Annotated in this window: 22 protein-coding genes; 6 read left to right on the top strand and 16 right to left on the bottom strand. The window is 69.9% G+C overall.

Annotation, left to right across the window (positions count from 1 at the left end):
• Window positions 1–152: 152 nt before the first annotated feature.
• From ACZ53N_RS15790 to ACZ53N_RS15765, 6 genes are all read right to left on the bottom strand, one after another.
• Window positions 153–1,805 (bottom strand): beta-N-acetylhexosaminidase, encoded by a 1,653-nt coding sequence (locus ACZ53N_RS15790; protein WP_469141416.1) that lies wholly within the window; start codon window positions 1,803–1,805, stop codon window positions 153–155.
• 4 nt (window positions 1,806–1,809) lie between these two features.
• Window positions 1,810–2,652, bottom strand: a complete 843-nt coding sequence (locus ACZ53N_RS15785; RefSeq protein ID WP_469141415.1) for a carbohydrate ABC transporter permease — start codon at window positions 2,650–2,652, stop codon at window positions 1,810–1,812.
• A complete protein-coding gene (locus ACZ53N_RS15780) occupies window positions 2,649–3,557 on the bottom strand; it encodes a carbohydrate ABC transporter permease (protein ID WP_469141414.1) in 909 nt (302 codons plus the stop codon). The genes ACZ53N_RS15785 and ACZ53N_RS15780 overlap by 4 nt, the downstream gene beginning before the upstream one ends.
• On the bottom strand, window positions 3,554–4,855 hold the full coding sequence (locus ACZ53N_RS15775; protein WP_469141413.1) for an extracellular solute-binding protein: 1,302 nt from the start codon (window positions 4,853–4,855) through the stop codon (window positions 3,554–3,556). Before ACZ53N_RS15775 ends, ACZ53N_RS15780 begins: the two co-directional genes overlap by 4 nt.
• Window positions 4,856–5,129: 274 nt before the next feature.
• Complete coding sequence (locus ACZ53N_RS15770) at window positions 5,130–5,423, bottom strand: DUF3039 domain-containing protein (RefSeq protein WP_130878076.1); 294 nt, start codon at window positions 5,421–5,423, stop codon at window positions 5,130–5,132.
• A 164-nt stretch (window positions 5,424–5,587) separates the two neighbouring features.
• Entirely contained in the window at window positions 5,588–6,235 is a 648-nt protein-coding gene (locus ACZ53N_RS15765; RefSeq protein ID WP_469141412.1) for a YqgE/AlgH family protein, read from the bottom strand.
• A gap of 252 nt (window positions 6,236–6,487) precedes the next feature.
• Here ACZ53N_RS15765 and murA point away from each other — a divergent pair, with 252 nt between their 5' ends.
• Entirely contained in the window at window positions 6,488–7,834 is a 1,347-nt protein-coding gene (gene murA / locus ACZ53N_RS15760; protein ID WP_130878078.1) for a UDP-N-acetylglucosamine 1-carboxyvinyltransferase, read from the top strand.
• Between the two features lie 349 nt (window positions 7,835–8,183).
• On the opposite strand, the gene ACZ53N_RS15755 is transcribed toward murA, so the two are convergent.
• The 5 genes from ACZ53N_RS15755 to ACZ53N_RS15735 form a co-directional block, all read right to left on the bottom strand.
• Window positions 8,184–8,465 carry an HU family DNA-binding protein gene (locus tag ACZ53N_RS15755; RefSeq protein WP_004951951.1) on the bottom strand — a complete coding sequence of 94 codons (282 nt, stop codon included), beginning with the start codon at window positions 8,463–8,465 and terminating at the stop codon, window positions 8,184–8,186.
• 272 nt (window positions 8,466–8,737) lie between these two features.
• Window positions 8,738–10,171, bottom strand: coding sequence for an NAD-dependent malic enzyme (locus ACZ53N_RS15750; RefSeq protein ID WP_469141411.1), 1,434 nt, complete (start codon window positions 10,169–10,171; stop codon window positions 8,738–8,740).
• A 651-nt stretch (window positions 10,172–10,822) separates the two neighbouring features.
• Complete coding sequence (locus ACZ53N_RS15745) at window positions 10,823–13,216, bottom strand: HelD family protein (RefSeq protein WP_469141410.1); 2,394 nt, start codon at window positions 13,214–13,216, stop codon at window positions 10,823–10,825.
• A gap of 166 nt (window positions 13,217–13,382) precedes the next feature.
• A complete protein-coding gene (locus ACZ53N_RS15740) occupies window positions 13,383–14,111 on the bottom strand; it encodes an anti-sigma factor family protein (protein ID WP_469141409.1) in 729 nt (242 codons plus the stop codon).
• Window positions 14,108–14,596 carry a sigma-70 family RNA polymerase sigma factor gene (locus tag ACZ53N_RS15735; RefSeq protein ID WP_469141493.1) on the bottom strand — a complete coding sequence of 163 codons (489 nt, stop codon included), beginning with the start codon at window positions 14,594–14,596 and terminating at the stop codon, window positions 14,108–14,110. Before ACZ53N_RS15735 ends, ACZ53N_RS15740 begins: the two co-directional genes overlap by 4 nt.
• A 321-nt stretch (window positions 14,597–14,917) precedes the next feature.
• Between ACZ53N_RS15735 and ACZ53N_RS15730 the strand changes: the two genes are divergently transcribed.
• Window positions 14,918–15,922: a CHRD domain-containing protein gene (locus ACZ53N_RS15730; RefSeq protein WP_469141408.1), complete on the top strand. Its 1,005-nt coding sequence runs from the start codon at window positions 14,918–14,920 to the stop codon at window positions 15,920–15,922.
• Between the two features lie 23 nt (window positions 15,923–15,945).
• Here the strand turns inward: ACZ53N_RS15730 and ACZ53N_RS15725 are convergent, their stop codons facing one another.
• The 5 genes from ACZ53N_RS15725 to ACZ53N_RS15705 form a co-directional block, all read right to left on the bottom strand.
• Window positions 15,946–16,554, bottom strand: a complete 609-nt coding sequence (locus tag ACZ53N_RS15725; RefSeq protein ID WP_469141492.1) for a CGNR zinc finger domain-containing protein — start codon at window positions 16,552–16,554, stop codon at window positions 15,946–15,948.
• A 113-nt stretch (window positions 16,555–16,667) separates the two neighbouring features.
• Complete coding sequence (locus ACZ53N_RS15720) at window positions 16,668–17,264, bottom strand: HD domain-containing protein (protein WP_469141407.1); 597 nt, start codon at window positions 17,262–17,264, stop codon at window positions 16,668–16,670.
• Between the two features lie 20 nt (window positions 17,265–17,284).
• On the bottom strand, window positions 17,285–17,902 hold the full coding sequence (locus tag ACZ53N_RS15715; RefSeq protein ID WP_469141406.1) for a hypothetical protein: 618 nt from the start codon (window positions 17,900–17,902) through the stop codon (window positions 17,285–17,287).
• A 25-nt stretch (window positions 17,903–17,927) separates the two neighbouring features.
• Complete coding sequence (locus ACZ53N_RS15710; RefSeq protein ID WP_469141405.1) at window positions 17,928–18,257, bottom strand: DUF6255 family natural product biosynthesis protein; 330 nt, start codon at window positions 18,255–18,257, stop codon at window positions 17,928–17,930.
• The gene (locus tag ACZ53N_RS15705) at window positions 18,161–18,604 is read right to left on the bottom strand and encodes an ATP-binding protein (RefSeq protein ID WP_469141404.1); all 444 of its coding nucleotides are present in this window, start codon (window positions 18,602–18,604) and stop codon (window positions 18,161–18,163) included. Before ACZ53N_RS15705 ends, ACZ53N_RS15710 begins: the two co-directional genes overlap by 97 nt.
• A 112-nt stretch (window positions 18,605–18,716) precedes the next feature.
• On the opposite strand from ACZ53N_RS15705, the gene ACZ53N_RS15700 reads away from it, so the two are divergent.
• From ACZ53N_RS15700 to ACZ53N_RS15685, 4 genes are all read left to right on the top strand, one after another.
• Complete coding sequence (locus tag ACZ53N_RS15700) at window positions 18,717–19,541, top strand: helix-turn-helix domain-containing protein (RefSeq protein ID WP_469141403.1); 825 nt, start codon at window positions 18,717–18,719, stop codon at window positions 19,539–19,541.
• Window positions 19,538–19,783, top strand: a complete 246-nt coding sequence (locus tag ACZ53N_RS15695; RefSeq protein ID WP_469141402.1) for a DUF397 domain-containing protein — start codon at window positions 19,538–19,540, stop codon at window positions 19,781–19,783. Before ACZ53N_RS15700 ends, ACZ53N_RS15695 begins: the two co-directional genes overlap by 4 nt.
• Before the next feature lie 533 nt (window positions 19,784–20,316).
• Window positions 20,317–21,213 carry a helix-turn-helix domain-containing protein gene (locus ACZ53N_RS15690; protein ID WP_469141401.1) on the top strand — a complete coding sequence of 299 codons (897 nt, stop codon included), beginning with the start codon at window positions 20,317–20,319 and terminating at the stop codon, window positions 21,211–21,213.
• Between the two features lie 137 nt (window positions 21,214–21,350).
• A complete protein-coding gene (locus ACZ53N_RS15685; protein WP_469141400.1) occupies window positions 21,351–21,728 on the top strand; it encodes a hypothetical protein in 378 nt (125 codons plus the stop codon).
• The last annotated feature ends 385 nt before the right edge of the window (window positions 21,729–22,113 follow it).

Below are 22,113 nucleotides of genomic sequence, written 5' to 3'. Positions count from 1 at the left end.
CAGGAGGATGGTCCGTTTTTCGGCTATGTCTCCGCTGTAGGCGGATTGCCACCATTGGGAACCCTTGCGTGACTTACGGCAGTCTGTGGAGGACATGAGGGGGACCACCGTGCCAGGGGCGAACCGCGCGGGCGGTCACCTTCCGCCATGGCTCACACGATTGGGGGCGCGCCCTCGATCGGGCGTCCGAGCACGCCGGGCCGTCGCTGCCAGGGCCGTGGGCCGCCGGGCGGTCGGTAGTCGACGCCGAGGGCGTCGAGACGGGCGTAGTGGCCGGTCATCCGGTGTTCGAAGGCCGCGAAGTCACGGGCTTCGGGGGCGGGCAGATGGGACCAGGCGACCTCGGCGAAGGCGGCCAGGCGCGGGAAGGTCTGATAGTCGACGCGCTGCCGGCTCTCCATGACCTCGGTCCAGATGTTGGCCTGGGTCCCGATGACGCGCTCGGCCTCGGCGGCGTCGAGTTCGGGCGGTACGGGCTCGAAGCGGTAGACATCCTCCAGGGTGCGGACGAAGCCGATGGGGACGGGTTCGTCGGCTCCGGCGGCCTGCCGGTGGTCGAGGTAGACCTGCTGCTCGGGACACATCACGACGTCATGCCCGGCGCGGGCGGCGGCGATCCCGCCCCCGTAGCCCCGCCAGGAGGAAACCGTGGCGCCCTCCGCCAGGCCCCCTTCGAGGATCTCGTCCCAGCCGACGAGGCGCCGGCCGCGCTCGGTGAGCCAGCGGTCGAAGTGGCGGATGAACCAGCTCTGCAACTCGTCCTCGTCCGCCAGCCCTTGTTCCGCGATCCGCGCCTGGGCGGTCGGCGAGGCCCGCCACTGGTCCTTGGGGCACTCGTCGCCGCCGATGTGGACGAACGGCGAGGGGAAGATGTCGAGAACCTCCGTCAGGACGTCCTCGTAGAAGGCGAGGGTGGTGTCGGTGGGGGCGAGTACGTTCGGATTGACGCCCCAGGTGTCCCAGACGGAGAGCGAGGTGGTGTCGATGACGTCGGTGTTGCCCAGTTCGGGGTACGCGGCGATGGCGGCCTGCGAGTGGCCGGGAATGTCGATCTCGGGGACGACGGTGATGTGCCGTTCGGCCGCGTAGGCGACGATCTCGCGCATGTCGTCCTGCGTGTAGTAACCGCCGTGCGGCCGCTCGTCCCAGAGGGGGGACGCCCGGTGGCCGACCTTGGTCCGTGCGCGCCACGCGCCGACCTCGGTGAGCCTCGGGTGGCGCTTGATCTCCAGCCGCCAGCCCTGGTCGTCGGTGAGGTGCAGGTGCAGGACGTTGAGCTTGTGCGCGGCGAGCAGGTCCACATAGGCGAGGACGTCGCCCTTGGGCAGGAAGTGCCGGGCGACGTCGAGCAGCACGCCGCGCCAGGCGAAGCGCGGGGCGTCCTCGATGCGGACGGCGGGCAGCTGCCATCCCGTCCTCGCCGTGACCGGTGCCCGCCGGAAGGCCGCCGGGCCGAGCAGCTGACGGAGGGTCTGGGCGCCCCAGAACAGACCGGTCTCGCTCGCCCCGTCGATGACGACGAGGTAGCCGTCGACAACGATCCGGTACGCCTCGTGGCTGCCGTGCTCCTCGGCGAGCTCGGGCAGGATCCGCAGCATGATGCGGTTGGCGTCGTCCCCGTGCGGGGCGAGCGGCAGCCCGGTCGCCGCGCCCACCGTGGCGCGCAGCCACCGCGCCACGCGCTCGGTGCCGGGTCCCGCGTCGATCTCGGTGTCCTCGTCGATCACATGGACCGCACCGCCCCCGGGGAACGCGTCGCGGATGCGGCGGGGTGCGGGGATCAGATCCGTACCGGTGTCATTCATGGCGTCAATCCTTTACCGCGCCGCCGAGGCCCGAGACCAGTCGGCGCTGTACGAGTACGAAGAAGAGCAGCACGGGGAGGGTCATGACGGTCGAGGCGGCCATGATGCCGCCCCAGTCATTGCCCTCGTCCTTGAAGAAGACCAGGAGGGCCATCGGCAGCGTGGAGTTCTCTGTGGCGCTGACGATGAAGGACCGGGCGAAGAGGAAGTCGTTCCAGGTGGAGATGAAGGAGAAGACGCTCGTCGCCACCAGGCCGGGGAAGACCAGGGGGAAGAGGATCTGCCACAGGAATCGCGTGCGGCTCGCGCCGTCGAGGTAGGCGGCCTCCTCCAGCGCCTCCGGCACCGCTTTGACGAACCCGCGCAGCATCCAGACGGCGAACGGCAGGGAGAACGCGAGGTGCGGCAGGATCAGCGAGCCGAGCGTGTTCAGTCCGATGGCCGGCACCACCTCGCCCGCGTCCCTCATGAGGAAGAACAAAGGGATCGTCAGGGCCTCCACCGGGACCATCTGCGCGACGAGGAACATGACGAGCAGCGTGGTCCGGAAGCGGAACCGGAAGCGGGTCACGGCTGTCGCCGCGAGGAAGGCGACGATCGCCGAGGCGAGGACGACGACCGCCGCGACCAGCAGGCTGTTGAGGAAGTACCGACCGAAGTCCTGCTGTCCGAAGACCCGCCGGAAGGCGTCCAGGGTCGGGTGGAGCGTCCACGGGCGCGGCCGGTCGCTCTGCACCTCGCCCTCCGGTTTGAAGGCCGACAGCACCATCCAGTACAGCGGGAAGGCGACCACGGCCGCCGTCAGCAGCGCCACCGCCTCCGCCGCGAACCGCCGGGGCCGGGTCATATCTCCTCCCCCTGCCGCCGCAGCAGCCTCAGATAGCCGACCGTGACGGTCAGCAGGATCAGCAGCATCACCACTCCGATCGCCGAGCCGAGGCTGTACTGCGAGGAGGCGAAGGCCTTCTGGTAGGCGTAGACGTTCAGCGTCATGTTCTGCCCGGCGATGCCTCCGCCGTTGGTCATCACGTAGATCTGGGTGAAGACCTTGAAGTCCCAGATCACCGACTGGATGGTGACCACCGTCAGGATCGGCCGGAGCATCGGCGCCATGACGTCGCGCCAGATCCGCCACTGCGACGCCCCGTCCAGCGCGGCCGCCTCCAGCACCTCGCCTGGTATCGCGCGGATGCCGGCGTAGACGGTGACCATGACGAACGGGAACGAGCACCACACGATTTCGAGCAGGACGAGCGCGAAGGCGCTGTAGCGGTCGTAGGTCCACGCGTAGCCGTCGAAGCCGGTCAGGCCCGCCCAGGTGAGGGCCTTGTCGACCGGGCCGAGGTCGGGGTCGAAGAGGAAGAGCCACACCGTCGAGCCGGTGACGGCGGGCGTGGCCCACGCCCCGAGCGCGGCGAGCATCAGCGCCAGGCGCGGCACGGCGCGCACCTTGGTGAGGAGGACGGCCAGGGCGCAGCCGACGGCCAGGGTGGCCGCGACGCAGGCGGCCGCGAAGACGACGGTGGCGGCGAGGACCTGCCGGAACTGGCCGTCGGCGAAGAGTTCGCGGTAGTTGGCCAGGCCCCGGAAGCTGGTGGGCTCGCCTCCGCTGACCTGGGCCTGGGTGTATTCGAGGAAGGAGATGAGGCCCAGCTGGTAGATGGGGTAGAGGAGCAGCCCGCCGAGGACGAGGAGGGCGGGGGCGAGGTAGAGCCAGGGCGTCCAGCGTCCGGCGTGCTGTCGGGCGCTCACTTCGCGAACGCCTCGTTCATCTTCCGGGCCGCCCGTTCGGCCGCCGCGTCGACGCTTCTACGGCCGCTCACGATCTCCTGGAACATGGTCGGCAGCACCTGTCCGGCGTCGACGGCCGCCCAGCCCGGTGAGGCGGGCACCGACTTCGCGCCCGCCGCGAGGGTGCGCACGAAGGGTTCGACGAAGGGCTGTCGGCGTGCGGCCTCCCGCCGTACGTCGGTGTAGGTGGGCAGAAAGCCCATGGCGTCGAAGAGGCGGGCCTGGGTGCGCTTGCCGGCCAAGGACTTCATCAGGTCCACGGCGAGCGTGCGGTGCGCGCTGCTCTTGAGCACCCCAAGGTTGTTCCCGCCCGCGAAGGCCGGGGCTATGTGCCCTTTCCGCACTCCGGGCAGGGGCACGACCGCGTAGGCGCCCTTGGCCTTGCCGTTCTCGACGGCCCGGTGGCTGAAGTCCCCGCCGATGGCCATGGCGGCCTTGCCGGACGCGAAGGCCTGCACGGTGTCGTTGCCGCCCATCCGGGCGCACTTGCTCGCGGGGCAGTTGTGCTCGCCGAAGAGGTCTGTGTAGGCCTTGATGCCCTTCTTCGCCGCGTCGTCGTCGAGGGCGGAGACGTAGCGTCGGCCCTGACGCCTCGCCATGTCGCCGTCGTGCGCCCACACGAACGGCATGGCCCCGTAGGTGTACGCGCCGCCCACCACCAGTCCGTAGAGCCCGGGGCGTTCCTTGTGGATCCTTCGTGCCGTGTCGGCCAGCCCGTCCAGGGTCTTTGGGGGTTTGAGGCCCAGCTCGCGGAAGACGTCGGTGCGGTAGTACAGCGCCCGCACGCCGACGAACAGCGGGGCGCCGTACTGCTTGCCGTCCACGGTCACGGACCTCTTGGCCGCCGGGTCGGTGTCCTTGACGTCGGCCCAGGTGGCGAGGTCGGCGGTGACGTCGGCGAGTCCGCCGTCGCGCACATACCCGGCGGTGTCGGTGTTGCCGTATTCGACGAGGTCCGGTGCGCTCTTCGGATCGTTGAAGGCGGCCTTGATCCGCTGGGCGCGGGTGTCGACGGGAATGTAGGCGACGTCGACCTTGACGCCCCGGTGGTTGGCGGTGAAGGCGGCGACGGCCTCGCGGACCACCGCTTCCTTGGGTTTGTTGTCGACTTCCCGGAAGAGCCAGACGCGCAGCGTGCCGGTCCGCGCGTCACCCCGCGCGCCGCCCACGGAGGTGGCGGGCGCGCAGGCGGTGACGGCGGTGAGCCCCGCCGCCGCGAGGAGCACCGCCGGGGCGGTGAGGCGGGCGGACAGCGGCATGGAGGTCCCCTCCCGATTGGCGTTGCAACATACGCAATGGGCGTTTCGCTTTGCACAATTGGGAGGAGGCTAGGGGCGGGCCGACGGGCCCGACAAGGGTTCTGCGGCGGTTCACCCGGTCCCGCGATCACTTCGTGACCGGCGGAAGCACCCCGTGCAACGCGTACGGCCCCTGGGACGCGCGGCTGCGCGTCCCAGGGGCCGTAGGAAGGCCGTCACCGGCCGGCGGAGGGGGCTCGAAGCCCACCGACGAGGAGAAGGGGTGGAGCGGGGGCTACTTCTTGTCGCCGCCCTTGCCGCCCTTGTCCTTGTCGCCACCGGGGCCCATGGTCTCGAAGATCTCCTTGCACATGGGACAGACCGGGTACTTCTTCGGGTCGCGCCCGGGGACCCAGACCTTGCCGCACAGTGCCACGACCGGAGAACCGGAGAGCGCGCTCTCCATGATCTTGTCCTTCTGGACGTAATGGGCGTAGCGCTCGTGGTCGCCGTCGCCGTGCGACACCTGCGGCGTCGGCTCTACGAGGGTGCCGGTCCCTGCCCCGCGCTCGGGCTCAAGAGTGCTCATGGTTTCCAAGAGTACTGGGGTAGGGCGCCACCGGCCCCGCCCCGGCCCGGCCGCCGTGCCTCCCGTCGGTGAGCGGTACGACACACCCGGGGCCGTGGCCGGAAAACGCCCGCCCGAGGGGGACGCGACGGGGAGGCGGAGGAGGCTCGCCGGAGCCGGGCCGGTCAGTTGAGGCTCGGGTCGTCCGGGTAGGTGGCGACCATCGCGAGTTCGTTGCGCTGGCGGCGCAGCACGGCCCGCCAGAGCTGCTCCGGGTCCGGTGAGGAGACGTCCCCCGGCTCGGACTCGACCACGTACCAGGCGCCCTCGATCAGCTCTTCCTCCAGCTGGCCGGGGCCCCAGCCCGCGTAGCCCGCGAAGATCCGCAGGCTGCCGAGGGCCGCCGCCAGCAGCTCCGGCGGGGCCTCCAGGTCCACCAGCCCGATGGCGCCGTGGACCCTGCGCCATCCGAGTGGGCCGTCGCCGGCCACGACCGTGTCCGGCGCCTCCGCCGTCTCCCCGGAGACCCCCCTGGCGGCCTTGAGGCCCGGGCTGCTGCGGTCGTGCGACTCGCCCGGCACCACGCCCACCCCCAGCGCCGAGTCCAGCGAGACGGGGCCGCCCTGGAAGACCACACCCGGCTCGCCGGTCAGCGCGGCCCAGGACGCCAGGATGTCGACGACGCCGACCGGGGTCGGGCGGTTGAGGACGACCCCGAGGGAGCCCGCCTCGTCGTGGTCGAGGAGCAGCACCACCGCGCGGTCGAAGTTCGGGTCAGCGAGCGCCGGAGTCGCGACAAGCAGCCGTCCTGTGAGCGAGGACACCTCGGTCATGGCCACATGATCCCGCATTTCCGGCCGGTTCGGGGAGTGGGCGGCAAGTCCGGAGCCGGGGTTGTCCCGAGTTGGATGAGAAGGGTATGAAAATGGCCACCGCGCCGATAACCGGTAGCGACCATTCCATAAACACAGCGTGTTGTTGCAAAGCCATGACGTACGAACAGGCCCCTGGGACTAACAGAAGGGGCCTCCGGTCGCATTACCCTTTCTTCTTGCCCCCTGCCCAACTCCAGGAACGCGAGATCCATGACCGGCCCTGACGATGTACTGCTTGTCCACGGCGGCACCCCGCTCGAGGGCGAGATCCGTGTCCGCGGCGCGAAGAACCTCGTGCCGAAGGCCATGGTCGCCGCGCTGCTCGGCAGCGGACCCAGCCGACTGCGCAACGTCCCCGACATCCGTGACGTGCGGGTGGTCCGCGGACTGCTGCAGCTGCACGGTGTGACGGTGCGCCCCGGTGACGAGCCCGGTGAGCTGGTCCTGGACCCCTCGCACGTGGAGAGCGCCAACGTCGCCGACATCGACGCGCACGCCGGGTCCTCCCGCATCCCGATCCTCTTCTGCGGCCCGCTGCTGCACCGGCTGGGCCACGCGTTCATCCCGGGCCTGGGCGGCTGCGACATCGGCGGCCGGCCGATCGACTTCCACTTCGAGGTGCTGCGCCAGTTCGGCGCGACGATCGAGAAGCGTGAGGACGGGCAGTACCTGGAGGCTCCGCAGCGGCTGCGCGGCTGCAAGATCCGCCTGCCGTACCCCTCGGTCGGTTCGACCGAGCAGGTGCTGCTGACCGCCGTGCTGGCGGAGGGCGTCACGGAGCTGTCCAACGCGGCCGTGGAGCCGGAGATCGAGGACCTCATCTGCGTACTGCAGAAGATGGGCGCGATCATCTCCATGGACACCGACCGGACCATCCGGATCACCGGTGTCGACTCGCTCGGCGGCTACAACCACCGCGCCCTGCCGGACCGTCTGGAGGCGGCCTCCTGGGCGAGCGCGGCGCTGGCCACCGAGGGCAACATCTACGTGCGCGGCGCCCAGCAGCGCTCGATGATGACCTTCCTCAACACCTATCGCAAGGTCGGCGGTGCCTTCGAGATAGACGACGAGGGCATCCGCTTCTGGCACCCGGGCGGTCCGCTCAACGCCATCGCACTGGAGACGGACGTCCACCCGGGCTTCCAGACGGACTGGCAGCAGCCGCTGGTCGTCGCCCTGACGCAGGCCTCGGGCCTGTCCATCGTCCACGAGACGGTGTACGAGTCGCGGCTGGGCTTCACGTCCGCGCTCAACCAGATGGGTGCGCACATCCAGCTCTACCGCGAGTGCCTCGGCGGCTCGGCGTGCCGCTTCGGCCAGCGCAACTTCCTGCACTCGGCGGTCGTCTCCGGCCCCACCAAGCTGCAGGGCGCCGACCTGGTCATCCCCGACCTCCGCGGCGGCTTCTCCTACCTGATCGCGGCGCTGGCGGCCCAGGGCACGTCCCGGGTGCACGGCATCGACCTGATCAACCGCGGCTACGAGAACTTCATGACGAAGCTCGCGGACCTGGGCGCGCACGTGGAACTGCCGAACGGCAACCACAACCACGCCTAGGCCGTGTCCGGCGGATCGTGGAGGACACCACCGCTGCGCGGTGGTGTCCTCAAGCGCCGGACGGGCTGGTTCGGGTTGTGCTCAGCCCCTTCCAGCCCGTCCGGCGCTTGAGGGCGCCCGCAGGGCGCTCGCCGCCGCGGGCGGCCGAGCCGGCCCGCAGCCGAGACCGCACGGCACGCCTGACGGTCCGTAAGGCCCGTGAGGCCGCGTAGAGCCCGTACAGCCCCGCGAGGGCCGTACGGGCTTTCGCGGCTCTGGAAGGACCTGTAATGGCCTTTACAGGGCCGCAGGGACGCCGAAAGGGCGGTCACCCCCGATGGGGTGACCGCCCTTTCGGCGTCTTCAGGCCTTACTTGCCCTTGGCGGCTTCCTTCAGCTTGGAGCCCGCGGAGACCTTCACGCTGTAGCCGGCAGCGATCTGGATCGGCTCACCCGTCTGCGGGTTACGAGCGGTGCGAGCGGCGCGGTGGGTGCGCTCGAAGGTCAGGAAGCCGGGGATGGTGACCTTCTCGTCGCCCTTGGCGACGACCTCACCGACGGTCTCGGCGAGGGCGGCCAGAACGGCGTCGGCGTCCTTGCGGGTCACCTCTGCGCGGTCGGCCAGCGCGGCCACCAGCTCACTGCGGTTCATGTTGTACTCCCGTGTTCTTCTTGCCAATGAGGCGTGAGATCGAAGCCGATGCTGCCAGGGCCCTCGGACAGTCCCCGGACCCGGGTCTGTTGCCAGACCCTCGCGCCCGGTTACGCATCCTGCCCCCACCAGTGGCGGGAAAGCCAATCCGGCACCCTGGAGAGTCACACGGAAAGCGCCACAGCCTCGGATACGGCCGCATCTCTGCGGCTGATTTCTGCCCGCCACCTTATGGGGGCGTCAGGAGCCCCGCGCCATGCGACGCGCCGTGCTCAGAGGGTCGTGGTACCCGTCACAGACGCTCCGGCGGCCTTCGCGGCCTCCCGGACGGCGCCCGCGACCGCACCCGCGACCTTGTCGTTGAAGACGCTCGGGATGATGTAGTTCGCGTTGAGCTCGTCCTCGGTGACGACGTTCGCGAGGGCGCTGGCGGCGGCCAGCATCATGTCCGTGTTGACCGTGCGGGACTGAGCGTCCAGCAGACCGCGGAAGACACCCGGGAAGACCAGCACGTTGTTGATCTGGTTGGGGAAGTCCGAGCGGCCGGTGGCGACCACGGCGGCGGTCTGCCGGGCGATGCCGGGCTCCACCTCGGGGTCGGGGTTGGCGAGCGCGAAGACGATGGCGCCCTCGGCCATGGCGGCCACGTCCTCGCCGTTCAGCACGTTCGGGGCCGAGACGCCGATGAAGACGTCGGCGCCGCGCACGGCCTCCTTGAGCGTGCCGGTGACGCCCTCGGGGTTGGTGTTGTCGGCGATCCAGCGCAGCGCGGAGTCGGGGCTCGCGGCCACCAGGTCCTCGCGGGCGGCGTGCACGACGCCGTGGATGTCCGCGACGACGGCGTGCTTGACGCCGGCCGCGATCAGCAGCTTGAGGATCGCCGTACCGGCAGCGCCCGCACCGGACATGACGACCCGTACGTCACCGATGCTCTTGCCGACGACACGCAGCGCGTTGGTGAGCGAGGCGAGGACGACGATGGCGGTGCCGTGCTGGTCGTCGTGGAAGACGGGGATGTCGAGGGCCTCGCGCAGCCGGGCCTCGATCTCGAAGCAGCGCGGCGCGGAGATGTCCTCGAGGTTGATGCCCGCGAACCCGGGGGCGATCGCCTTCACGATGGCGACGATCTCGTCGGAGTCCTGGGTGTCCAGGCAGATCGGCCAGGCGTCGATGCCGGCGAAGCGCTTGAAGAGGGCGGCCTTGCCCTCCATCACGGGCAGCGCGGCCTTGGGGCCGATGTTGCCCAGGCCGAGCACGGCCGAGCCGTCGGTGACCACGGCGACGGAGTTGCGCTTGATGGTCAGTCGGCGGGCGTCCTCGGGGTTCTCCGCGATGGCCATGCACACGCGGGCCACGCCCGGGGTGTAGATCATCGAGAGATCGTCGCGGTTGCGAATGGGGTGCTTGGACGCCATCTCGATCTTGCCGCCGAGGTGCATCAGGAACGTGCGGTCGGAGACCTTGCCCAGCGACACGCCCTCGATGCCGCGGAGCTTGCCCACGATCTCGTCGGCGTGCGCGGTGGAAGTCGCGGCGACGGTGACGTCGATCCGCAGCTTCTCGTGCCCGGAGGCGGTGACGTCGAGGCCGGTCACCGACCCGCCGGAGGACTCCACGGCCGTGGTGAGCTGGCTGACCGCGGTCCCGCTGGCGGGAACCTCCAGTCGGACCGTCATCGAGTACGAGACGCTAGGCGCCGTTGCCATGGCCGACTTCCCTCTGCTTTCCCTGTGTCGCTTGATACGCGCGAACCTCGGCGGTCGCCCAGGAACGCGGGGTCCGATCGTCCCACCTACTGGCCGGTATCCGGTAACCAGCCCCGATTTTCGGAATGAAATTTCCGCCATACGGGAGCCGTACGGGAGTCGACGAGCCGGGTGGGACCGGTACCGCCAACGCCGACGGGCGTCCCTCTCCATTGAGAGGGACGCCCGTCGGACATCGCTTGAGTGGCACCGACCCGCCATGCTCGCCTCGCGGCAAGTGGTCGCTCGAAGCGACTAAGGTTGGGCCCGGGGGCTTGGATCGAGCCGGTGCCACACCCAGGCTAACAAACCGTCCCGGAAACTGATTCCGGTAGTGCGGGTTGCCTGTCCGGCGGATCATCCGGACGGACCTTGCGGCCCGTGGCCGCCCGCACCACGACCGCTGCGCGGGGCCGTGACCTTCCGCTCCCTACCAGCCGCTGCGCGGCGGTGTCCTCAATCGCCGGACGGGCTTGATCTGGCTGAGCCCAGCCAAAACCAGCCCGTCCGGCGATTGAGGACGCGCCCGCAGGGCGCTCGCCGCCGCAGGCGGCACAGCCGGCCCGCGGCACAGCGACCCGCGGCCAAAGCACCGCCCGCCGGGCGAACGGCTCAGTCCCGCAAAAGATCCGGCACACCGTCCGCGTCCGGGTCGTCGCGCTCGCCCGACAGGACCGTCAGCCGCTGTGTCGCACGGGTCAGGGCCACGTACAGCACCCGCAGGCCCGCCGGGGACTCGTCGGCGATCTCGGCGGGCGTCACGACGATCGTCGCGTCGTACTCCAGGCCCTTCGCCTCCAGGCTGCCCAGGACGACCACCCTCTCGCCCAGTCCGGCCAGCCAGCGCCGTGCCTCCGCGCGACGCCCCATCGGCACGACGACGCCGACCGTGCCGTCCACGTCGGCCAGCAGGTGCAGCGCCTCGTCCCGCACGGACGCCGCCAGATCGCCGCCCGCGACCGCGAAGCGCGGCACGACGCCCGTCGAGCGGACCGCCGCCGGGGAGCGCATGCCGGGCATGGCCAGGGCCAGCACCTTGGCCGCCAGCTCGGCGATCTCGGCGGGGTTGCGGTAGTTCACCGTCAGCTCGAAACGGCGGCGCGGGCGGCTGCCCAGCGCCTCGTCACGGGCCGCGCCCGCCTCGTCCGGGTCGGACCAGGAGGACTGCGCCGGGTCACCGACGATCGTCCAGGTGGCGGTCCGGCCCCTGCGGCCGACCATCCGCCACTGCATGGGCGTCAGGTCCTGCGCCTCGTCGACGATGACGTGCGCGTAGTCCGTACGCTCCAGGGCCAGCCGCTCCGCCCGCTCGCGCCGCGTCTCCGTGCGCTCGGGCATCAGCTCCTCCAGCCCGGTGAGATGGGCCAGCGGGTCCGCCTCGCGCGGCTGCTTGGGGCGGAAGGGGACGCCGAGCAGCGTCTCCAACTCGTCCAGCAGCGCCACGTCGTGGACGGACAGCGGCCCCCGGCCGTGCTCGTCCAGCCGCTTGAGCGACCGGGCCAGCAGCCGGACCTCGCGCGGGTTGAGCACCCGGCGCGCCCAGCGGGAGAGCCTGCGCTCGTCGGCCATCGCGGCGAGCACCCCACGAGGGGTGAGTTCCGGCCACCAGGCGGCGAGGAAGTCGAGGAAGTAGTCCTCGGTGGAGATGTCCTCGTCGAAGGCCTGCCGCGCCTCGGCCAGCAGCTCCGGGTCGGAGTAGCGCTTGCCGGCGCCCGACTTCGACCACAGCGCGTCCAGGATCAGCCGCCGGGCGCGCGGCCGCAGCAGGTTGACGGGCGCGGTGCCGCCGAGCACGGTCTGCCGGATGCGCCGCAGGTCGTCGGCGCCCAGCTCCACCCGGCCGCCGAAGGCGACCACACGCAGCCGGTCCGGGGTCCCGGCCGCCGGGGCGGCGGGGGCGAGGCCCTCCAGCGACAACTGGCCGTCGTCGGCCGACGCGGTGGCCGCCGGGGCGGCCGAGGGCGCGTCCAGCGCACCCCGCACGGCCTTGCGCAGCACCTTGAGCATGCGCGAGGAACCCTTGATCCGGGCGACGGCGGGCTCGTCGTACGTGTCGGCCTCGGCACCGTCCACCAGATTGCCGACGGCGCGGATCGCGACCTGCCCCTCCTCGCCCAGCGAGGGCAGCACGCCCTCGGTATAGGCGACGAGCAGCGGCGTCGGGGAGACGACGAGGATGCCGCCCGCGTAGCGTCTGCGGTCCTGGTAGAGCAGGTAGGCGGCGCGGTGCAGGGCGACGGCGGTCTTGCCCGTGCCCGGGCCGCCCTCTACCTCGGTCACCGACGCGGCGGGGGCGCGGATGACCATGTCCTGCTCGGCCTGGATGGACGCGACGATGTCCCGCATGGTGTGGCTGCGGGCCTGGCCGAGCGCGGCCATCAGCGCGCCGTCGCCGACCACCGCCAGCTCCGTCCCGTCCAGCGTCGCGGTCAGCTCGGGGCGCAGCAGGTCGTCCTCGACGCCGAGGACCTTGCGGCCCTTGGACCGGATGACCCGGCGGCGGACCACCCGGCCCGGCGCCACCGGGGTCGACCGGTAGAAGGGCGCGGCGGCGGGCGCCCGCCAGTCGATGACGAGCGGCGCGTAGTCCGCGTCGAGCACGCCGATGCGGCCGATGTGGAGCGTCTCGGCGATCTCCGCCCGGTCGTCCCGCACCGCGTCGTCGGCGGGCTCGACGGAGGTGTACGCCCCGTCCGGGCCCTTCTTGCCGTCCTTTCCGAGCAGCAGGTCGATCCGCCCGAAGAGGAAGTCCTCGAACTCACTGTTCAGCCGATTGAGGTGCACGCCGGCGCGGAACACCTGGGCGTCCCGCTCCGCGAGCGCTCCCGGCGTTCCCACCTGGCCGCGCTTGGCGGCGTCGTCCATGAGGAATTCGGCCTCGTGGATCTTCTCCTCAAGGCGTCGGTACACCCGGTCGAGATGCTGCTGTTCGGCACCGATCTCGCGGTCGCGGACCCCGTCCGGTTCCGTCACCACGTGCGCTTCCGTGGCGTTCTGCGCGGCCACCCAGGCCCCCTTCTGCTGTGCGTAGGGCAGCCGTCAACCGTACGCGAACAGGGGTACTGAGCGCACCTGTCAGGACATGAGCGGTTTGCTATGACTGTTCACACGTTGACAGACGGCCACGGATGGGCTGACGGGCGCGCGGCCCGTCCGGAGTCCACCTGGGCCGTCACGCGTTGTCGACCGTGGCCAGCCGCTTGCCGTCGAGCGTGCGGACCTCGAACCGGTCGATCTGGTCCCGGTTGAGAGCCGCGCCGCCGTGCGTGTACAGCGGCGCCCTGCTCCACTTCTCCGTGGCCTTGGGCAGGCCGTAGCCGCCCGGCGGTACGGCCCAGGTGGTGATGACCTGCCGTTCGCCGTTCTTGCCGACGGCGACGAGGTCGCAGCTCAGCGGGCCCTTGACGTTGCCGAGCTTGAGGGCGACGTGGGTGCCCCAGGGCTTGGACTGGAGGGAGACCGTCGCGTCGACCTTGGTGACGGGGTCGACGGTGCCGATCTTGTCGCCCTCCTCGTACATCGCCTTGGCCGCGCTCACCGTGCTGTGGCTGGGCGTGTCCTGCGAGGTGACGGCGGCGCCGACCAACGGACCGGCGACGATCAGGGCGGCGGCCGCCGCGACGAGGCACAGGCGGCGGGTGCGCTGCGCCCGGCGGACAGCGCCGGCCTCGCTCAGCAACCGGTCCAGGAGCGCCGGGCCGGGCCGGGCGACCGGCACCCCGGGGTCGGGCGAGGACTCCTTGAGTTCGGCGAGGAGCGGCTCCAGACCCATCAGGTCGTCCAGCTCGGCGGCGCACCGGTCGCATGCGGCGAGGTGCTCCTCGAACCGGGCGGCGTCCGCCTCGTCGAGGACGCCGAGTGCGTAGGCGCCCACATCCGTGTGCTGTGCCGGCGGGTTCATGCCGTCACTCCCCGTTCCTCGAGCGAGAGCTTCATGGAGCGCAGCGCGTAGAAGACGCGGGACCGTACGGTCCCGGCCGGTACGCCCAGCACGTCCGCCGCCTCGCTCACCGTACGACCTTTGAAATAGGTCTCGATCAAAGCCTCTCGGTGTGCTTCGGTCAGATCACCCAGTGCCTCGGAAATGGTCATCAGGCGCAGCGCCCGCTCGATCTCGTCGGCCGCGGGTATCAGTTCCAGCGGACCGGCGTCGACCTCCCGGGGCCGGGACTGCCGGCTGCGGTGGCCGTCGATGACGATGCGCCGGGCGACGGTCACCAGCCACGGCCGCACGGAACCCGTGGCGCCGCGCAGCCGGTCGGCGTTGCGCCAGGCGCGCAGCAGGGTCTCCTGGACGACGTCCTCGGCGCGCTGGCGGTCGCCTCCGACCAGACGCAGCACGAAGCCCAACAGCGGGCCGGCGTGCTCGTCGTAGAGCGCCCGCATCAGCTCCTCGTCGGGAGTCGTCCTGTCCGCCACGACGGCATCCTTGCGCAAGCCTTCCCCCAGGTCGATAGCGCGTGGTGGTCTCGCATGGATACGGGTGGTGCGGGTGATCGGCTCAGTTCCGGCGGATAAATCTTGGAAATCTTCCGGCGTACGGATCACGTACCGGTCGCATACGGATCGAAAGGGCTCGGCGTTCAATGGCACCCCTGTGATTCAGCTCTCGAAACGCGGTTGAGCGCGGGGCGCGGAAAGGCCCGTAGGACAGCCCGAGAGGCCGTTGCAGGGGGTACCGGCCGCCTTACGGGGAGAGACCGAATCATGAAGCGCAGGAGCATCGTCCTGACCACCGGCGCCACCGCGACCGCAGCCGCCGTCGGCATCACCCTCGCGGTGATCCCCGCCGACGCGAAGGAGGACGGCGCAGGTCGGACGGGGTCGCACGGCACCACCCACGAGAGCGCCGCGACGGGCACGCCCGGCGCCCTCAGCGCCACCAACCGGGGCGACGCCGTGTTCTTCGCGGGCAGCCTCAACGGCGTCAACGAGGTGCCCACAGCGGGCGGTCCGGCCGTCGGCGACAAGGACGGGCGGGCGATCGCGTTCCTGCGCGTGCAGGGCGACGAGGTGTCGTTCGCTTTCTCGTTCCGGGGCATCGCGACGCCCACGGCCGCGCACGTCCACCAGGGCGCGCGGGGGAAGAACGGCGCGGTCAAAATCCCCTTCTTCGCGGAGAAACTGCCCGACGGCCGCACGACGGCGACCGGCACGGTGAAAGTCACGGACAAGAAGTTGCTGGGCGTGCTGAAGTCCGACCCGAACGGCTTCTATTTCAATCTCCACACCGGCGAATTCCCCGGCGGGGCCGTGCGCGGCCAGGTCCACGAACTGAGCGCGCCGCTCGACATGACGACCGCCGTGAACAGCTTCCAGTCGTCGGTGGTGAAGGGCAGCCAGATCTACGCCTGCACGAAGAAGGACGACGGGACGTACGGATTCACGCAGGACAATGTCAGCGCCACGCTGAGCGGTTCCATCGCCCATTCCTTCGTACGGTCCGGGGGCGCCCCGCAGTGGATCGCGCGCGACGGCTCGGCGGTCACGGGGAAGCTGGTCTCCAAGGTCCCGAACGGCGACGGGAACATTCCCGAACTCGACCTGCGGGCCGGTCAGTCGGGTGCCGCCCGGGGGCTTCTCGCACGGGTCACGGAGATCCTGCGGCTCAACACGCGGGGCGGCGTGGCCCCGGCCGGTTCGTGCGACCCGAAGCGGCAGCCGAAGGCGGCGGTGCCGTACGAGGCGGACTACGTGTTCGTGGCCAAGTAAGGGCACTTGTCGGCCGGGGGGGATCACCCCCGGCCGGTACCGCCGCCGATCGCACGCCGCCGGTGCCGGGCGACGCGCTCGCGGTTGCCGCACACCTCGCTGGAACACCAGCGGCGCCGACGCCCCCGCGAGGTGTCGAGGTAGACCAGCGAACAGGTCTCCCCCGCGCACCGCCGCAGCAGCCCACGGGCGACGGGGTCGGTGAGCAGCTCCACCGCGTCGCGGGCGACCTGGCCCACGAGGGCGTCGCAGCCGGGCGCGGTGGCGAGGTGACGGACCAGCGTCCCGTCCCCGCCCCGGACGGCGAGCAGGGCGGGCGGCACGGTCGCGGCGAGGGCGTTGACCCGCTCCAGATCCGGATCGGCGGCCCGCCCGTCGACCTCCGCGTGGACGACCCGCTGCAACAGCTCCCGCGCCGCGTGGAACCGCCCGACCCAGCCCGCGTCCACGCCGCCGAGCGGAGTGCCGGGCGGCACGACCCCGGCCCCGACCAGCCAGGCCCGCAACTCCTCCGGCCCGCCCAGCCGCTCCACGGCTCCCTCGCCCAGCCGCCCCCCGCCCGTGGCCAACAGGTCCAGACAGAGCCGCCCGGAGTCGAACCGCGGGTCGTAGGAGGCCCTCGCCGCCGCCATGTGTCCTGTCACCCGCTTCCCTCTGGGGGTCTGTGGCGTCACCACCACAGACCCCCAGGGTGCCCGCCGGAAAGGGGAGTCCGTAACCCCTGGGGACGGGCCCGGCGGTGCGGCTACGCGTCCAGGGGGTTCACCGCGATGCGGGCGGCGATGTTGCCGCGCATGGCCGCGGCGGCGGCGCTGTCCGGCTTGCGGTCCGCCTGGTCGCGGAAGCACGCCGTGAACTCCTCGGCCAGCCCCAGCCGCGGGTAGCGGCCCAGCACCTCGGCGCGCAGCTCCGCGGGCAGCGCGTCCGCGCCGCGACCGGAGATGTCCACCGAGGTCGAGTACGCCAGCAGGTGCCCCTCGGGGTCCTCCGCGACGTCCACGCCGTCCCCCATATGCCGCACGATCACCTCGGAGGCCCGCACCCGCCGCTCGACGGGCCACCCGGCCGCCGCTCCGAAGACCCACGCCACGTGCCCGCCCGCCTCCTCGAACGGAACCGTGTGGCTGTCGAACTCCTTCACCAGACCGAGGTCGTGGAGCAACGCCGAGACGTAGAGGAGTTCCGCGTCGAAGGCGATGTCCGACGCCTGCGCGTGGGCCGCCGCCCAGAGATAGGACCGAATCGAGTGGTTCAGCAACGCGGGCGAGCAATAGGCGGTCGCCACCTCCAGCGCCGCCGAACATGCCGAGGAATCGGGAATCACCAGCTCGTTGATCTTCATGGCGGTGATTACACCACCGGTCAGTAGGCGCGCGGCCCGGAGTCGGTGGCCCGCACGGGATCCGCGTACCCCGTAGGCTCCTTCCCCTTCATGACGACCTCGCAGCGGTACTTGGACTGGACGCCCAGAGGCACCAGAACGGCCTTGGGGATGTCATTGCAGAGGGCGTGATCGATGCTGTCGCGGTAGTTGCCGTAGAGGAGGCGGGCGACACCGTCCCGGGTGAGGATCCCCTGGCGCGGGGTCGCCTTGTACTCCACCAGGTTGTTCGAAAAGGCGGACTTGCCGCCGATGCTCACATTCCACTCGACCTTGAGGTCCTCGAAGGTGGTGGTGCAGGTCACCTGCGTTCCGCTCTTCGACCCCACGTCCTTGGGGCACTCGGCGGTGATCTTTCCCGTCGCGTGCGCCATGTCCCGCGTCTTGCGTCGCAGCTCGTACGCCAGGTTCTCGCTGAAAGGGGCGTCGGCGGCCGGAGAGGGTTGTAGCTCCCCCTCCGGCATGGGCGCCGGCTTGTCCAGCCTTTGCGGCAGCACGGAATGGGTCGGCTTGGGCTTGGCACCGTCGTCCTTGCCGGAGCTGCCGTCCGAGCATCCCGCGGCCAACAGGCACACCGCACTGACTACGACCACTGACACGTTCTTTATTCGCACGGCGGTCACCCTACCCAGGGAGTAACCGGAGCCGAATACGCTGCCACACCTGCCGGGCCGCCGCCCGGTCCGCCTTGTCGCGGGCGTGATCGGACGGAGTCACCGCCTCCGGCAGCTCGGGCGGCCTCAGCGCCCCGTAGTCCGTGAACCGTCGCGTCCCGCAATCCACGCACCGGGCTTCGCCTCCGGTCTCCGTCCAACCCGAGTGGTGCACGCACGGCCGGACGAGCCGCCCCACGGCCCTCACACCGCCCCCTCGGGCGGGGCCGCCCCCTCGGGCGGGGCGCAATGGAACTCGCACCACACCACTTTTCCGGGGTCCCGCTCCCCGACCCCCCATTTGTCCGCCAGCGCGTCCACGAGCAGCAGCCCCCGGCCCCGCTCTTCCTCCGCCGGAGTGGTCGTACGGGCTACGGGGCGCCCGTCGCCGCTGTCGTGCATTTCCAGCCGTACGACGTGATCGTCGAGCAGCCACATGTGGAGCAGAAACCCCCGCCCGACGGGCACCCCGTGCAGCAGGGCATTCGTGGCCAACTCGCTCACGCAGAGCAACATGTCTTCGGCTCGGTCGGTGAGGCCCCAACGTTCCAGCGTCTTACGGCCGAAGTCTCTGGCCATGGGTACGGATCTGGAAGTACGGCGGTAGAACCGCTTGTGGAAGTACGGGAGTTGAGTCACGTCTTTCATGCCACAACGGTCGCAGCGGGTAACTAGGGTGGACCAGTGCGTCAGCCCGTACAGATTTTTTGTACGGGTCCCGCACCGGTCATTCGCACCCGTGGGTGGGGAGTTGGTCTCCATGCAGACCCGGAAGAACGCCAAGAAGCAGTCCACGTCCATGCAGCTCATTGGCGCCCAGCTCGCGCTGTTCCGCACGAACGCGGGCTTCACTCAGCGCGCGCTTGCCGATCGTCTGTGCGTGCACGAAGAGACGATCGCTTCGATCGAGCAGGGAAGGCGGCCCCTCCTGCCTGACGTGGCGGAACAGCTGGATCGAATCCTGAACACGGGCGGCGCACTGGCGGTAGGCGTGGAGTACGTGTCCGCGCGCGAGAGGTACCCCGCCTGGGCCGAGGAGTTCATGGCGCACGAGAAGGAGGCGATCTCCCACTACTCGTACGAGAACCAGGTCATTCCTGGCTTGCTCCAAACCGAGGACTACACCCGCGCCACCTTCCGCACGACCACCCCTTCGCTCAGCGAGGAGGAGATCGAGCTGCGCGTCGCGGCTCGGATCGAACGACAAGAGCTGCTACATCGCACGGTGCCCGTCACTTTCAGCTTCATCCTCTCCGAAGACGTGCTGCACTGCCGCCTCGGCGGCTCCAAGGTCATGCACGAGCAGATCCGCCATCTGCGAATTTCCACCGACTTGCCGGGTGTTTCCATCCAGGTCATGCCCCTCGCCTACACCTCCCACGCCGGCCTCTCCGGTCCCTTTGTCTTGCTGGAAACACCCAGCCACCAGCAGCTCGCCTATGTGGAAGCGCAGCTCGGGGGACGCCTCTTTTCCGAGCCGGACGACGTCAGCGTCCTCACACGGAAATATGGAATGCTGCGTGCACAGGCTCTCAACTCCGAAGAGTCAAAGAGCCTGTTGGACCGGCTGCTAGGAGAGACATGACCAGCGCACAGCTCAGCCACAACCTTGCGTGGTTCAGGTCCAGTTACAGCACAGAGCAGGGCGGAAACTGTGTCGAAGTCGCCCACGCCTGGCACACGTCGAGCTACAGCGGCAGCAAGCGCGTCGCCGCCCTCCCCACCACCATCCACATCCGCGACTCCAAGGTCCCCGACGGCCCCCGCCTGACCGTCACCCCCGAGGCCTGGTCGGCCTTCACGGCCTTCGCCCGCACCGCCGACTAGGTACCGCGTAGGCCAACCGGCCCACCCGCGTAGGCCAACCGGCCCACCCACCGCACGCCGAGTGGAGTAGTCGGCGGTCCCCCGGACGCACGAACCCACAAGCAGCCCCGCCGGAGGCGAGCCGCACCGCGTGAGCCCCCGGGCGTGAGGTGCGCCCCAGTGCATCCGATCCGCCCCTCACGGGTGAATCGCACGGCGATTAATCAGGCTCCGGCGCCGCAGCCCTACGGCACAAGAGTGGCTCTGGCCTGCCGTTTTTAGCCCATTAGCATGATCTTGAAGCCTGCCTGTGAAGGCTCATTCGGCATGAGGCAATAGATCAACATCTTGCCTGGGAGTGCCCTTCCTGCCAACCCTCAGCCATCCGGTGCGCCATCTGCCAGCTGGCACATTGCGCGGGCGAGGTGCCATCTCCCCGACAGGCCCCTTCCGCGTGGCGTCCGAGCCACTTGCCGGAGGGCTGACAACGACCACACACTGATTTCGTCAGGGCAGTCTCTGATTGCCTGTCCTGCGGGGAAGGACCAGCGATCGTGGCTACTCCGGGCGCCGTGGTACAGCGGCGGCAACTGCGCACCGAGCTCAAGAAGGCCCGCACCAAGGCCGGACTCACTCAGCTGGAAGTGGCTGCCAGGATGGACTGGAGCCCCTCCAAGCTGATCAGGATCGAAGCCGGCCAGGTGGGGATCTCCACCAACGACCTACGGGCGCTGCTCCACGAGTACGGGATCACCGACCAGCAGCGCATGGACTACTTCCTGGAGCTGGCCCGCGCCAGCCGGAAGATGCCGTACCGGGAGTACCGAGGGCTGCTCCCCAAGCCCTACATGGACCTGCTGTCGTACGAGGTGGCCGCAAGCATCGTGCGGTCCTTCGAACCGCTCGTGATCCCCGGCCTGCTGCAGATCGAGGAGTACACGCGGGCGACGAGTCTGGCCTTCGCACCGCACATCACAGGGGAGCGAATGGATCGTGCCGTCGAAGCCAGGCTCCAGCGACAGGAGTTGCTGGAGAGCGAGCACCGCCCCGAGTTCTTCTTCATCATCGACGAGGCAGCGATCCATCGGTGGACCGGCGGCCCGGGGGTAATGAAGAGTCAACTGCTCCATCTCAAGGAGATGGCGACCCGCCCCGGCATCTCCATCCAGATCGTCCCCTTCAGCGTCGGCGCCCATGTCGGCCTGCAAGGCTCCTTCGTCCTTCTCGAATTCAACGGCGAGATGGACGACATCCTCTATCTGGAGAAGACGTCCGGGGACTCCGTCTTCAGTGACGACACCGAAGCGACCAGCCGCTATCTGGAAACTTTCTGGGCGCTGGAAGCACAGGCCCCTCGGGAAGACCTACCCCGTTTGATCGACCGGGCGATCGAAGGAATGAACGGAGTCCCGGAGGCCCGACCCTCGGTGGAAGTGAGCGTAGAGGCGTAGGAGAGGCCGTCTCCCATGCCTACAGCAGTAGGTTGATTCGGAGCGATTCGTGAACAGCATAATCAGCCCTGCCGTGCCCGGATTCACGCGCGGCGGAGCAGCACATCTACGGGGACGCACCAACGAATTGCGGAACGATGGCCGGCCGTAGCGATCGACCGAGCCCTCGCCGACGCCAGAACCCTGACGACTCGTCCAGCGCCTGGGACATCGCCGTCATCGTCCTGCGGGAGATCGTGACGGACTCCCGCAGGACACGGAACTTGATCCTGCTCGTCATCAGCGTGCTGTTGAGCGCCGGAGCGCTGGTGACCGTGGCCCTTCTGCTGATACCGAACCCCTCGGCCTGGCTGACGGCGGCCGGGTGTTGCGCGGGCACCACCGCGGTCGCGGCAGCCAGTCGCCGACGTCAGCCACGCGCTTCCCGCAGATCGTCGCTCACCGGGTCGAACCCGCGCGGCGAGGAGCCCGCGAGCCCGTCGAACGAGGGCGAGCCCAGCGATACGCCCAGCTGAGCAGGGACGGCGCCGCCCACCCTGCCGCGACAACCACCGCCCCGGAGGCCAGTACGTGCACCAGCACGGACCCTCCGGTGGCGGCCGCGATCAAGGCTCCGAAGCCCGTCGCGGCAATGCCGGCAGCCAGTAGGTACACGTACCACAAGGCTCGCCTGGCGCCTCGAGACGGACCGGCCGAGGTCGAGTTCCCCATGACGTCTCCTCTGCCACACACAGTCGGGGCCGGGCACTAACTCAGATTAGGCGATGGACCGCACCGCCGGAACGGTACTCGGCCGTACAAACAGTGTGTACGACCTCGGTGCGCACAGTCCGCAGCACATACGAGCAAATGCCGAATTTCCCAGATATTTAATTGCATTCCGACCCGCCCTTCCCTGAT

The organism is Streptomyces sp. NPDC033229 (assembly GCF_055576875.1).
Note: the sequence above shows the minus strand (reverse complement) of the source record. Positions and strands in the feature narration are given on the sequence as shown.

Coding starts and splice junctions, on each gene's coding strand:
- ACZ53N_RS15790 (WP_469141416.1), bottom strand. CDS start 1,805: ATGAATGACACCGGTACGGATCTGATCCCCGCACCCCGCCGCATCCGC.
- ACZ53N_RS15785 (WP_469141415.1), bottom strand. CDS start 2,652: ATGACCCGGCCCCGGCGGTTCGCGGCGGAGGCGGTGGCGCTGCTGACG.
- ACZ53N_RS15775 (WP_469141413.1), bottom strand. CDS start 4,855: ATGCCGCTGTCCGCCCGCCTCACCGCCCCGGCGGTGCTCCTCGCGGCG.
- ACZ53N_RS15770 (WP_130878076.1), bottom strand. CDS start 5,423: ATGAGCACTCTTGAGCCCGAGCGCGGGGCAGGGACCGGCACCCTCGTA.
- ACZ53N_RS15765 (WP_469141412.1), bottom strand. CDS start 6,235: ATGACCGAGGTGTCCTCGCTCACAGGACGGCTGCTTGTCGCGACTCCG.
- murA (WP_130878078.1), top strand. CDS start 6,488: ATGACCGGCCCTGACGATGTACTGCTTGTCCACGGCGGCACCCCGCTC.
- ACZ53N_RS15755 (WP_004951951.1), bottom strand. CDS start 8,465: ATGAACCGCAGTGAGCTGGTGGCCGCGCTGGCCGACCGCGCAGAGGTG.
- ACZ53N_RS15750 (WP_469141411.1), bottom strand. CDS start 10,171: ATGGCAACGGCGCCTAGCGTCTCGTACTCGATGACGGTCCGACTGGAG.
- ACZ53N_RS15740 (WP_469141409.1), bottom strand. CDS start 14,111: ATGAACCCGCCGGCACAGCACACGGATGTGGGCGCCTACGCACTCGGC.
- ACZ53N_RS15735 (WP_469141493.1), bottom strand. CDS start 14,596: ATGCGGGCGCTCTACGACGAGCACGCCGGCCCGCTGTTGGGCTTCGTG.
- ACZ53N_RS15730 (WP_469141408.1), top strand. CDS start 14,918: ATGAAGCGCAGGAGCATCGTCCTGACCACCGGCGCCACCGCGACCGCA.
- ACZ53N_RS15725 (WP_469141492.1), bottom strand. CDS start 16,554: ATGGCGGCGGCGAGGGCCTCCTACGACCCGCGGTTCGACTCCGGGCGG.
- ACZ53N_RS15720 (WP_469141407.1), bottom strand. CDS start 17,264: ATGAAGATCAACGAGCTGGTGATTCCCGATTCCTCGGCATGTTCGGCG.
- ACZ53N_RS15710 (WP_469141405.1), bottom strand. CDS start 18,257: ATGGGGGGTCGGGGAGCGGGACCCCGGAAAAGTGGTGTGGTGCGAGTT.
- ACZ53N_RS15705 (WP_469141404.1), bottom strand. CDS start 18,604: ATGAAAGACGTGACTCAACTCCCGTACTTCCACAAGCGGTTCTACCGC.
- ACZ53N_RS15700 (WP_469141403.1), top strand. CDS start 18,717: ATGCAGACCCGGAAGAACGCCAAGAAGCAGTCCACGTCCATGCAGCTC.
- ACZ53N_RS15695 (WP_469141402.1), top strand. CDS start 19,538: ATGACCAGCGCACAGCTCAGCCACAACCTTGCGTGGTTCAGGTCCAGT.
- ACZ53N_RS15685 (WP_469141400.1), top strand. CDS start 21,351: ATGGCCGGCCGTAGCGATCGACCGAGCCCTCGCCGACGCCAGAACCCT.